The organism is Bradyrhizobium sp., assembly GCF_019244115.1.
Classification (GTDB): domain Bacteria; phylum Pseudomonadota; class Alphaproteobacteria; order Rhizobiales; family Xanthobacteraceae; genus Bradyrhizobium.
Map to the genome: position 1 here is coordinate 1 of NZ_JAFATE010000656.1, position 10,357 is coordinate 10,357.

General features: G+C 64.5%; 11 protein-coding genes. 3 read left to right on the plus strand and 8 right to left on the minus strand.

The window, feature by feature from the left end; all coding sequences use genetic code 11:
* Positions 1 to 155: 155 nt before the first annotated feature.
* Positions 156 to 2,225 carry an excinuclease ABC subunit UvrC gene (gene uvrC, locus JOZ76_RS28560; protein ID WP_291704398.1) on the minus strand — a complete coding sequence of 690 codons (2,070 nt, stop codon included), beginning with the start codon at positions 2,223 to 2,225 and terminating at the stop codon, positions 156 to 158.
* A 227-nt stretch (positions 2,226 to 2,452) separates the two neighbouring features.
* Here uvrC and JOZ76_RS28565 point away from each other — a divergent pair, with 227 nt between their 5' ends.
* Positions 2,453 to 3,079 carry an outer membrane protein gene (locus tag JOZ76_RS28565; protein ID WP_291704400.1) on the plus strand — a complete coding sequence of 209 codons (627 nt, stop codon included), beginning with the start codon at positions 2,453 to 2,455 and terminating at the stop codon, positions 3,077 to 3,079.
* A 147-nt stretch (positions 3,080 to 3,226) separates the two neighbouring features.
* Here the strand turns inward: JOZ76_RS28565 and JOZ76_RS28570 are convergent, their stop codons facing one another.
* The 4 genes from JOZ76_RS28570 to JOZ76_RS28585 form a co-directional block, all read right to left on the minus strand.
* Positions 3,227 to 3,442, minus strand: a complete 216-nt coding sequence (locus tag JOZ76_RS28570; protein WP_291704401.1) for a cold-shock protein — start codon at positions 3,440 to 3,442, stop codon at positions 3,227 to 3,229.
* A gap of 382 nt (positions 3,443 to 3,824) precedes the next feature.
* Positions 3,825 to 4,682, minus strand: coding sequence for a 23S rRNA (adenine(2030)-N(6))-methyltransferase RlmJ (locus JOZ76_RS28575; RefSeq protein ID WP_291704403.1), 858 nt, complete (start codon positions 4,680 to 4,682; stop codon positions 3,825 to 3,827).
* Between the two features lie 181 nt (positions 4,683 to 4,863).
* On the minus strand, positions 4,864 to 5,577 hold the full coding sequence (locus JOZ76_RS28580; protein ID WP_291704405.1) for a ribonuclease T2: 714 nt from the start codon (positions 5,575 to 5,577) through the stop codon (positions 4,864 to 4,866).
* A 130-nt stretch (positions 5,578 to 5,707) separates the two neighbouring features.
* Positions 5,708 to 6,184 (minus strand): hypothetical protein, encoded by a 477-nt coding sequence (locus tag JOZ76_RS28585; RefSeq protein ID WP_291704407.1) that lies wholly within the window; start codon positions 6,182 to 6,184, stop codon positions 5,708 to 5,710.
* A gap of 168 nt (positions 6,185 to 6,352) precedes the next feature.
* Between JOZ76_RS28585 and JOZ76_RS28590 the strand changes: the two genes are divergently transcribed.
* Together JOZ76_RS28590 and JOZ76_RS28595 are read left to right on the plus strand one after the other, a co-directional pair.
* Positions 6,353 to 6,640 carry a hypothetical protein gene (locus JOZ76_RS28590; RefSeq protein WP_291704408.1) on the plus strand — a complete coding sequence of 96 codons (288 nt, stop codon included), beginning with the start codon at positions 6,353 to 6,355 and terminating at the stop codon, positions 6,638 to 6,640.
* A 65-nt stretch (positions 6,641 to 6,705) separates the two neighbouring features.
* Positions 6,706 to 7,248, plus strand: coding sequence for a DUF3617 domain-containing protein (locus JOZ76_RS28595; RefSeq protein ID WP_291704410.1), 543 nt, complete (start codon positions 6,706 to 6,708; stop codon positions 7,246 to 7,248).
* Between the two features lie 172 nt (positions 7,249 to 7,420).
* On the opposite strand, the gene JOZ76_RS28600 is transcribed toward JOZ76_RS28595, so the two are convergent.
* The 3 genes from JOZ76_RS28600 to JOZ76_RS28610 are packed head-to-tail and all read right to left on the minus strand — an operon-like array spanning position 7,421 to position 10,079.
* Complete coding sequence (locus tag JOZ76_RS28600; protein ID WP_291704411.1) at positions 7,421 to 8,809, minus strand: ATP-binding protein; 1,389 nt, start codon at positions 8,807 to 8,809, stop codon at positions 7,421 to 7,423.
* Complete coding sequence (locus JOZ76_RS28605; protein WP_291704413.1) at positions 8,806 to 9,537, minus strand: response regulator; 732 nt, start codon at positions 9,535 to 9,537, stop codon at positions 8,806 to 8,808. The genes JOZ76_RS28600 and JOZ76_RS28605 overlap by 4 nt, the downstream gene beginning before the upstream one ends.
* On the minus strand, positions 9,534 to 10,079 hold the full coding sequence (locus JOZ76_RS28610) for a MarR family winged helix-turn-helix transcriptional regulator (RefSeq protein WP_291704415.1): 546 nt from the start codon (positions 10,077 to 10,079) through the stop codon (positions 9,534 to 9,536). Before JOZ76_RS28610 ends, JOZ76_RS28605 begins: the two co-directional genes overlap by 4 nt.
* Positions 10,080 to 10,357 lie beyond the last annotated feature (278 nt).

Sequence of the window (10,357 nt, forward strand, 5' to 3'; positions counted from 1 at the left end):
TGCTGCCTTCCCGAACGCATCAGCGCCACAGCCGCTGTACCCAGAGAGCTGCCGACTTCCTGCACCGCCAGATTTCGGCAGCGGTGGGCAAATCGCGCACCAACAACGTCAAGACCCGGTGGTGTGGATGTTGACTGATCCCAATCCTGATGGCGTCAGGTCCCCTGCGGATGGAAGAACTCAAAGATCCGGCGTGCGCTCTCGGCGCTGACCCCGGGGACCTTGCCGAGATCGGCAATCGAGGCCCGTTCGATTTCCTTCAGCGTGCCGAAATGATGCAGCAGCGCCCGTTTGCGTGACGGGCCGATGCCCGGAATCTCCTGCAAGCCGGCCTCGCGGATGTCCTTCTTGCGCAGTTTGCGATGCGAGCCGATCACGAAGCGATGCGCCTCGTCGCGCAGCCGCTGGATGAAATAGAGCACGGGATCGCGCGGCTCGAGCTTGATCGCCTCGCGGTCCGGCAAGAACAGCGTCTCCCGTCCGGCGTCGCGCTCCGGCCCCTTGGCGACTGCCATCAGCGCGACCTGGGTGAGCCCAAGACTCTCGAAAATCTTCCGGGCTGCGCCGAGCTGGCCGCGGCCGCCGTCGATGATCACGAGGTCGGGCCATTGCGGCACGGATTCATCGTCCGCCTTCGCCTTCCTGGCGTCGGTCTCGGGAGGCGCCAGCAATCGTTTGAAACGCCGCTGCAGCACCTCGCGCATCATGGCATAGTCGTCGCCGGGCGTGAGGCCGTCCGACCTGATGTTGAACTTGCGGTACTGGTTCTTGATGAAGCCGTCCGGGCCGGCCACGATCATGGCGCCGACCGCATTGGTGCCCTGGATGTGGCTGTTGTCGTAGACCTCGATACGCCGGGGCGCTTGCGGCAGTTGCAACGTGGTCGCGAGCGCGTCGAGAAGGCGGCTCTGGGTCGCGGTATCGGCCAGCTTGCGACCCAGCGCCTCGCGGGCGTTGGTCAGCGCGTGCGCGATCAGTTCCTTCTTCTCGCCGCGCTTCGGCAGCGAGATCTCGACCTTGCGGCCGGCCTTGACCGAGAGCGCATCGGCGAGCAGCTCGCACTCCTCGATGTCGTGCGAGAGCAGGATGCATTTTGGCGGCGGCTTGTCGTCGTAGAATTGCGCCAGAAAGGACGACAGCACCTCCTCCGGCGTGTAGGATTTTTCCGCGCGCGGAAAATAGGCGCGGTTGCCCCAGTTCTGTCCGGTGCGGAAGAAGAACACTTCGACGCAGGAATAGCCGCCCTCCTGATGGATCGCGAACACGTCGGCCTCCTCCACCGTGCGCGGATTGATGCCCTGCTGCGACTGGATCGCCGACAGCGCGGCCAGCCGGTCGCGGTAGACCGCGGCCGTCTCGAACTCCATCTCGCTGGAAGCCTTCTCCATTTCGCTTGCGAGCAGCTGCTTGACCCCCTGGCTCTTGCCGGACAGGAAATCGGTGGCCTCGCGGACCAGCTCGGTGTAACCGGGAAAATCTATTTCACCGGTGCAGGGTCCGGCGCAGCGGCGGATCTGGTAGAGCAGGCAGGGCCTGGTGCGGCTCTCGAAAAAGCCGTCGGTGCAGGAGCGGATCAGGAACGCACGCTGCAGGGCCGTAATGGTGCGCCCGACCGCGCCGGCCGACGCGAACGGCCCGAAATAGCGCCCCGGCCGCGTCTGCGCGCCGCGATGTTTCAGGATCTGCGGCGCCCAGTGATCGCCGGTCATCAGGATATAGGGAAACGATTTGTCGTCCCGCAGCTGGACGTTGAAGCGCGGCCGAAGCTGCTTGATCAAATTGGCCTCGAGCAGCAGCGCCTCGGTCTCGGTCGTGGTCGAGATGATCTCCACGCTGACGGTCGCCGCAATCATGCGCAGGATGCGCGCCGGGTGCGGCGCATTGGGGCGCGCATAGGAGGTGAGGCGCTTTTTGACGTTCTTGGCCTTGCCGACATAGAGCACGTCGTTTGCCGCGTTGAGCATGCGATAGACGCCGGGCGAGGTCGGGGCCAGCCGTACCGCCCTTTCGATCGCATCATGGCCGGCCGCCAGCGGTCCTTCGGCGACCGTATCGGCGATCTCCTCGGGGAGTTCCGGCAAGCGCGCCTCGTCCTCGTCCTCGCCCGTTGACGTCGCTGGATCGACGTCGGGAGCGGCGAGTTCATCGGGCAAATCGGTCTCGGCGCGGCGCCGTCGCTTCTCGGCAGCGGGCTCTTTCGGCGGGTCGGCAGAATCGTGAGGCATGGGCCTAAACTAGGCGCTGGCGAGCTGCATCGCCAGCGCGCGGTAATCCTTCGTTAACAATGCTGAGCGCGCGGTAACCGCCCTTAATGAGCCTTTAACTTAAGACTCTCGATAAACCTTAGCGGAAAAAAGATCGAGTTTCGTAACCTTTCGGTTCGCTTACCGCCTCGCATGAGGTGTGCGCGCGGGGCCCGAGGACGTTGCGGCGGTTTGCGTTGGAGAGTGCGATGAAAAGGTTTGTCGTGGGTGCGGTCACGTTGACCGCTGCGAGCCTGGGCGCCGCGTCCGCTGGCGCCGCCGATCTGCCTTACGCGCCGCGCACGGCCTACACCGTCAACCAGCCGCTCAACGCCTTCAGCTGGGCCGGGCCCTATCTCGGCGGCAATCTCGGTTATCAATGGGGCTCAGTCAGCAACAACCCGACCAAGCCGTCCGGCTTCGAGGGCGGCGTGCAGGCCGGTTACAACTGGCAGTCCGGCCCCTGGGTGTTCGGCATCGAGGGCGACCTCCAGGTGACCGGCGCCGACGACACGTTTGCGCCGTGGAAGTTCTCCAATCCCTGGTTCGGCACGGTGCGCGGCCGCGCCGGCTATGCCTTCAACAACATCCTGTTCTTCGGCACTGGCGGTCTTGCCTTCGGTGAACTGCGCGGCGAGACCTTTGGGCGCGCCGAGCAGCACACAACGGCCGGCTGGACGCTCGGTTTCGGCTCAGAAGTCGGCCTCGACTCGCACTGGAGCGCCAAAATCGAATATCTCTACATCGATTTATCGGAAAGCCAGTTCGGCATCACCGGCACGTCTAACGGCTATCGCTCCAGCGTGGTGCGCGCCGGCATCAACTATCACTTCTGATTTCGACCAAGAAAATACCGGACACACAACTCCCGGCCGCGCGTCTCGCGCTGCCGGGATTTTTTTGTCCCATGCTGGGCGAGGCAACAGTGCTCCTTCGCGGATCCGATCCGGCGTTGGATGCGCGAGGAGTGGGGCGCGCGGGGCTTACGAGTTGATCACGAGATTGACCGCCTTCGGGCCCTTGCCCTTCTTGTCCGGTTCGACCTCGAATGTGATGCGTTGTCCTTCGGAGAGGTCCTTCAATCCAGCCCGCTCGACCGCGGTGATGTGCACGAATACGTCACGACCGCCGTCGTCAGGCTTGATGAAGCCGTAGCCCCTTTCTCCGTTGAAGAACTTGACCGTTCCAGTCATGGCCATCGGGAAAACTCCTCCCCCCGCATTGCTTCGCCGTCGCGCGCGTCTTGCGCACCGGCCCGACCCGGCATTCGCTGTCGGAAAGCTTTGGCCACCTTGGGCGGGCCGCCGGTCAACGCCGGTCCGCCTGGATTTTGTTTTAGGCCTTGATCACTCCGCCGCAACCATTCGCGGAAGCGGAACGTAAAGCCAGTCCTCTGGAACAAGCATAATACGGTTCGCCGCGGATTGACTACGGATTTTCAAAGGCAAATCCCGGCCACGACGCTGGCCCGGGGCACAACGGGCAGGGCCCCGATCGCGGCGAAAAGATCATGCTTCGACAGAAAGTTAGAGCGGGCCGAAAAATCGCCCTCGCAACAAGCGCGTCGCGTGAGTGTTCGGTTTACGACATTGCCTCGAGCCGGTAGCGGCCCGGGCCGCCCTGGCCGAGCGGTTTTGTCAGCTCGGCAAGGATGGTCTTCAGTTCGCTTGCGAGGGTCCAGGGCGGGTTGACGATCAAAAGCCCGGTGGAGGTGAGTGCGCTCTCAGCGGTCTGTGGCGCGATGCTGAATTCGAGCCGCAGGCCCTTGCCCGCGGGCCTCGCCGATGCCGCGGCCTCCGCGACGCGGTCCGCAAGCTCGTCGCTCGCCCGCCGGCTCTTGGCCGGGTACCACAGCACGTAAGTCCCGGTCGGCCATTTCGCAAAGGCCCTGGCAAAACCCTCCGCCATTCGTTCGAACTCGTCCTTCGCCTCGAACGGCGGATCGATCAGGACGAGGCCGCGCCGCTCGTTGGGCGGCACGAAAGCCGGCAGCGCCGTCCAGCCGTCGAGATCGACGACGCGGGCCTGCGCATCGCGCCGGAGCGCGTCGATCAGATGCGCCCGCGCGCGCGGCTCGATCTCGCAGGCGGTCAGCCGATCCTGCGGGCGCAGCAGCGCTCGCGTAAACAGCGGCGAGCCGGGATAGGCCGCAAGCTCGCCCCCGGTGTTGAAGGCCCTGACGATGTCGAGATAGGGTTTTAGCAATGCGAACGCCGCGTCCGAGAAACGCGCCTGCATGATCCGCGCAATCCCGGTCAGCCATTCGCCGCTGCGTTGCGCCTCGTCACTGGTCAGGTCGTACAGGCCGGCGCCGGCATGGCTGTCGATCACCCGGAAGGCGGCCGGCTTCTCCTGCAGATAGATCAGGATGCGAACCAGCACGATGTGCTTGATGACATCGGCAAATCCCCCGGCGTGAAAGGCGTGGCGGTAGTTCATGGCCGTGGGTTACGACATCGGGAGGCGAAAGCAACCCCACGTCATTTGCGAGCAGCATAGCTGCGAAGCAGCCCGGCATGTCCCCAAGTCGTCATTCCGGGGCGATGCGAAGCATCGAACCCGGAATCTCGAGATTCCGGGTTCGCCTCTGCGAGGCGCCCCGGAATGACGTCGCGACCAACTACCCGCCCCGGACCGGCGGCATGGTTACCTGGTCGCGCTTGCAGGCGCGGCGATCGATCTCGTCGCAGGCGCGGAACTGCAGGTCCTTGCTCAGGCAGATCCGCACCTCGGACAGCCGCGTCCGGTTGCAGGTGACGGCGATCGCCGCGTTGGTGAGGCCCGGATTGAGCTTGACGAAGGCGTCCTCGATGTCGCCGGGCGCAACCGTCTTGGTGTCGGCGAGATCCAAGAACTCCGGCGGAATCTTCACTGCCGCGCGCGCCTTGCGAATGGTTTCGAAATAGGCGCGCTGCTGCAGCCCCGAGCAGGTACCGTGCTTGTCCCATTCGTTGTAGATCAGGCCCGGAGCCGGCATCAGGTCGAGCATCGAGACCATGATGTTGCGGTCGAGCCGCGGCGACGGGCGCTGGCAATATTCGGGAAAGCCGCGCTCATATTGCGGCCAAAGCCCGTGGACCACGAAGGAATAGGGCCGCGCGCCGCACTGGGCCTGTATGCCGCGGCCGCTATTGCCGCGCTCGGCCGCGTCCTCGCAGAAGGATGGCGACCAGGACAGCGACAGCACGTAATAATCGAATTCGCCCGGCGCGTTTTGGCGCTGGTCCTGCGCCGCTGCCGGAGCCGTCGCCGCGCTCCCAATGATCCCGATCAACGCCAGGACCAGAACCGCGCCAAGCACGGCCCGCGATCGCCCACCCAATGCATGAAACATAAAAACGCTCCCACGGCTGATATGCCGTCAGCCTAGCAGGAGAAAGGAACATTTCAAGAACAAAAAGCGACGTCTCATCGGGGCCGCAGGAGCCGAGCGACCCCGTCAAGCCGAAGCAGTCAGGCTGCGATCAGGGCAGGGCGGCCTTGCAACTCGGGTTATAGGCCCAGTTGCGGTCGAGGCCCGTAACGCACCAGTCGACGCCCTGGCCGTAGCCGGCAAATCCGCCGTCCTCGATGATCGAGAAATTGACGATGCGGTTGACGCCGTCGCTGGTCTGGACGTTGCCGCTGCAAAAACGGCGCGGCATGTTGTCGGACTGCCAAGGCCGGAAGGCGACCTCGTGGATGTTGCCGTAGGCGGTGATCGTCAGCGACGAATTCCAGTACATGCTTTCTTTCTCGTGGAACTGCGACGTGATGGTCGACAGCGCCGACTCGCATGGCGCAACCCGCCCGTCATATTTCGGACCCGAGAGCCAGAAATTCAATTCCAGCGGGTTGGCAGCCTGCGCCGCGTTGAAGGAGGTTGCACCCAGCAGCGCGCCGAGCGCGGCAGCCAAACAGAGTTTCGGGCTGATCTTGTTCTGGAGTTTTGGGGCGCGCATGGGCAGTCCGCGAGAATGGCCGAGGATCTGCAGACGGTGCCGCGAAGCCGGGGCGCGGTCAAGTGCAGCGTAGCAACACCCATAGCACAAGTTCTCCATCAGCCGCATTCCCGTCCTTTTCTTGGCACAAGACGCGCCTTAAGATGTCAGGAATCGAAGGAGTCGGCGATGCGAAGGATTTGGGCGGCGAGCCTCGTGGCGATGGTCGGAGTGGCAGGCGCGCCGGCCAAGGCCGACTGGGTGCCCGCATTCAAAGGCAACGACACCGGCGGCATCATCGCCTATACGGTGGCCCAGCAAGCCGATGCGCGGCAACTCGCGGTGGCGCATTGCGCGTCCTACGGCAAGGTGGCGCGCTTCCTGTCGGTCGACGCCCAGTATGGCGGCTATCTGTCGTTCGCCTGCCGCTGGGTGCCTTATGGTGCCGAAGGGCAGGCGCTGAAAACCCTCGATTGACGGTCTGATCCTCTTCAGCCGATCGATTTTCCCTCATTGATGGTTCACGTGCCGGAGCGCGCGATATGACGCGACATCTTCTTGCTTCGAGTGTTCTGGGCTGCCTGGTGCTGGCGGCATGGCCCTGCCTGACGGCCGGGGCGCAGGAGCTTCCAGTCCGCAGGGCGGGGCTGTGGGAAATGAAAATCGTCAAGACCGGCTCGTCGGTGCCGGACATGGCGATGCAGCACTGCACCGATGCCACCACCGACAAGGACATGGCCAACAGTTTTTCGCCGATGGTGAAGCAGGTCTGCTCCAAGCAGGACATCCAGAAGACCGCGACCGGCTATGTCACCGATTCCGTCTGCAGTGTCGCCGGCATCTCGGTGACCTCGCATGCCGACATCGTCGGCGACTTCAACTCGGCCTACACGGTCTCGAGCACCTCGCACAGCGACAAGGGCCCCTCCGGCAAGCCATTGGACACCACGACCAAGATCGAGGCGAAATGGCTCGGCGCCTGTAAGCCGGACCAGAAGGCGGGCGACATCATCATGCCCGGCGGCTTCAAGATGAACATCAAGGACATGGAAAAGCTGAAGGGGCTGATCCAGCCCGCGAAGTAAGGCTCGCTAACCTCGCTCCGCTTGCTCGCTCGTCATGCCCGCGCTTGTCGCGGGCATCCACGTCTTTGTTGCCGTGGTTCAAGTCGTGGATGGCCGGGACAAGCCCGGCCATGACGACGTGCGAGTCCCTTGCAAAGTTGCGAACACTCTCCCGCGGCGTCGAGTGGAAGGCTCACACCGGGACGCGGACGATGGCGCGAAGGCCGCCCATCGGGCTGTCGGCCAGCGTGATGTCGCCGCCATGGGAGCGGGCGATGTCGCGTGCGATCGCCAGCCCAAGGCCAGTGCCGCCCTCGTCCTGGTTGCGCGCCGAATCCAGCCGCAGGAACGGCTTGAACACGTCCTCGCGCTTGTCGGGCGGAATGCCCGGCCCGTCGTCGTCGATGGTCACCGTCAGATAGCGATGATCCCGCCGGCCATTGATCGAGATCGTCTGCGCGTGCCGCGCCGCATTGGAGACCAGGTTGGCGAGGCAGCGCTTGAACGCGGCCGGCTTCACCGTGACCACCGGCAGGCCCTGGAAGGCGACGGTCGCCTGATGGCCGTCGCGCTCGGCGTCGCTGCGGAGTTCCTCCAGCGCCAGCGCCATGTCGGTCGGCTGCGCGTTCTCGCCGGAATCGCCGCGCGCAAAGGCGAGATAGTCTTCCAGCATGCCCGACATCTCGTCGACGTCCTTGCGCATCGCGTCGACCTCGGGACTGTCGCCGATCAGCGCCAGCTCGAGCTTGAAGCGGGTCAGGATGGTGCGCAGGTCGTGCGAGACGCCGGCCAGCATCGCGGTGCGCTGTTCCATGGTGCGCTCGACGCGCGCCTTCATCTCCAAAAACGCATGCGCGGCGCGGCGCACCTCGCGGGCGCCGCGCGGCCGGAAATTCGGCGCTTCCCGTCCTTTGCCAAAACTCTCGGCGGCGTCGGCAAGGCGCAGGATTGGCCTGACCTGGTTGCGCAGAAACAGCACCGCGACGATCAGCAGGATGGTGGAGGTGCCGACCATCCAGAACAGAAAGATCTGGGAATTGGAGGCGTAGGCCGCGCTGCGTTCGGCAAACACCCGCATCACGGCGTCGTCGAGCACGATGCGGATTTCCACGAGATTGGAATTGCCCACCGTGTCGATCCAGAACGGCCGGTGGATCTGGCGGCCGATCTGCACCGAGAGCGACTGGTCGAGCAGGTTGAAGAACGGCTTTGGTCCTGGCGGCGGTATGTCGCCCGCAGGGAGGAAATCAACGACCAGGTTGAGGCGCTGCTGCGCGATGCGGCGGATCTGCGCGCGGTCCTTGTCCTGGGGATAGCCCTTGTAGACGTCGATCAGCGCGGCAATGTCCTGCACGACCGCCGTGGAAAGGCGCCGCGTCACCGTGTTGTAGTGGCTCTCCATGAACACGCCGGCCACCACGCTCTGCAAAATCACCATTGGGACTATCATGATCAGCAGCGCGCGGGCATAGAGCCCGGTCGGCATCCAGCCCTTGAACGCGTTGCCGAGCCGGCCATTGGCCGCGGAGACGCGCCCCGCCGCCGAGCGGAGCAGCGTCAGGCCGGTATCGAGCGTGGTCATGGGGACGCGACCAGGCGATAGCCGATGCCGCGCACCGCTTGCAGAAACAGCGGATTGGCGGGGTCGCGCTCGATCTTTCGCCGCAGCCGGTTGATCTGCACGTCGACCGCACGCTCGTTCACGGTGCCGTTGCCGGTCAGCGCGCCGCGCGGAACCGTCTCGCCGGGGGCGGCCGCCAGCACGCGCAGCATATCGCGTTCGCGGTCGGTCAGATGGATCACTTCATCGCCCTGACGGAGTTCGCCGCGGCCGAGGTGAAACACGTAGGGCCCGAAGGTGATCTGCTCCAGCGCGCCCACAGAGGGTGGCGGCGCGCTGCGCTTTAGGATGTTGCCGATCCGAAGCGCCAGCTCGCGCGGCTCGAACGGTTTTGCGACGTAATCGTCGGCGCCGATCTGCAGCCCCTCGATACGCGCCTCCGCCTCGTGGCGCGCCGTCAGCATCAGGATCGGCACTGTCGAGGTCTTGCGGATGGAGCGCGCGAGGTCAAAACCGGTCTCGCCCGGCATCATCACGTCGAGAATCAGGAGATCGAAATGCAAGCCGTTGAGCTTGGAGCGGGCATCGCCGGCGCTGGCCGCCGTCGTGACGCGATAGCCCTCGCCGCACAGAAAGCGCGACAACAGGTCGCGGATGCGGCGGTCGTCATCGACCAGCAGCAGGTGGGGGGCATCGTCGGCCGGTTGCGGCGGTGTACGCGGGGCCTGGGCAGCCAAGGGCACGATCACTCCTTTGCGGTGGGGGCCTTGAAAATCGTCTCCAGCACCTTGTCCGGATCGTCGCGATCGATCATCGCGCGCAGGAAACGGCGGACGGTTTCGGTGCCGGCTGGCCCGATCTCCTCCAGCGCGCGGTTGATCCGCGTCGTCTGCAGGCCGGCCAGCCGGTCGACCAGCGCTTCGCCCTTCGCCGTGGCATACAGCAGGCGCTGCCGCCGGTCATTATTGCCGGTCTTCTGCACGATATAGCCCTCGTCGAGCAGCTGCTTCAGCACCCGCCCGAGCGACTGCTTTGTGATGCGCAGCACGTCGAGCAGGTCGGCGACCTTCAATCCGGGATAGCGGTAGACGAAATGCAGCACGCGGTGATGGGCCCGGCCGAAGCCGAAGGCTTGGAGCTCCTGGTCGGGGTCGCCAACGAAATCGCGATACGCAAAGAACAAGAGCTCGATGATGTCCCAGCGCAAATCAGCCCGCTGAGCCGCGGCGCGCGCCTCCGAGCCCCGCGAATCGGGATTGGCGGCCGGGTTGGAAAAATTTATGTCAGTCATGTTGACATATCTTGGGTTCAATGTTACAAAACCATCGACGCTGGCGAAATATTAGATCGTGTTTGCCTGCATCGATATTTCGAGATGGCCCACCACAGCCGTCCGCGGCAGGGAGAGCCGCGGTCGGATCGATCGTCCGAAGTCGGGCGAGCGTGGCAGGCAACATACTGGACTTCGGCATGGCGCAAAAGCGTGTCCGCGAGGACCGCCAAGCGTGCATCCGGAGGTCCAGCGTAGTAAACCGCGCCAAAGCGCGCCTCTTTTGCCGGGAGAAGGTC

Excerpts from the sequence above, each read along its gene's own strand:
- uvrC (WP_291704398.1), bottom strand. The coding sequence starts at position 2,225 with ATGCCTCACGATTCTGCCGACCCGCCGAAAGAGCCCGCTGCCGAGAAG.
- JOZ76_RS28565 (WP_291704400.1), top strand. The coding sequence starts at position 2,453 with ATGAAAAGGTTTGTCGTGGGTGCGGTCACGTTGACCGCTGCGAGCCTG.
- JOZ76_RS28570 (WP_291704401.1), bottom strand. The coding sequence starts at position 3,442 with ATGGCCATGACTGGAACGGTCAAGTTCTTCAACGGAGAAAGGGGCTAC.
- JOZ76_RS28575 (WP_291704403.1), bottom strand. The coding sequence starts at position 4,682 with ATGAACTACCGCCACGCCTTTCACGCCGGGGGATTTGCCGATGTCATC.
- JOZ76_RS28580 (WP_291704405.1), bottom strand. The coding sequence starts at position 5,577 with ATGTTTCATGCATTGGGTGGGCGATCGCGGGCCGTGCTTGGCGCGGTT.
- JOZ76_RS28585 (WP_291704407.1), bottom strand. The coding sequence starts at position 6,184 with ATGCGCGCCCCAAAACTCCAGAACAAGATCAGCCCGAAACTCTGTTTG.
- JOZ76_RS28590 (WP_291704408.1), top strand. The coding sequence starts at position 6,353 with ATGCGAAGGATTTGGGCGGCGAGCCTCGTGGCGATGGTCGGAGTGGCA.
- JOZ76_RS28595 (WP_291704410.1), top strand. The coding sequence starts at position 6,706 with ATGACGCGACATCTTCTTGCTTCGAGTGTTCTGGGCTGCCTGGTGCTG.
- JOZ76_RS28600 (WP_291704411.1), bottom strand. The coding sequence starts at position 8,809 with ATGACCACGCTCGATACCGGCCTGACGCTGCTCCGCTCGGCGGCGGGG.
- JOZ76_RS28610 (WP_291704415.1), bottom strand. The coding sequence starts at position 10,079 with ATGACTGACATAAATTTTTCCAACCCGGCCGCCAATCCCGATTCGCGG.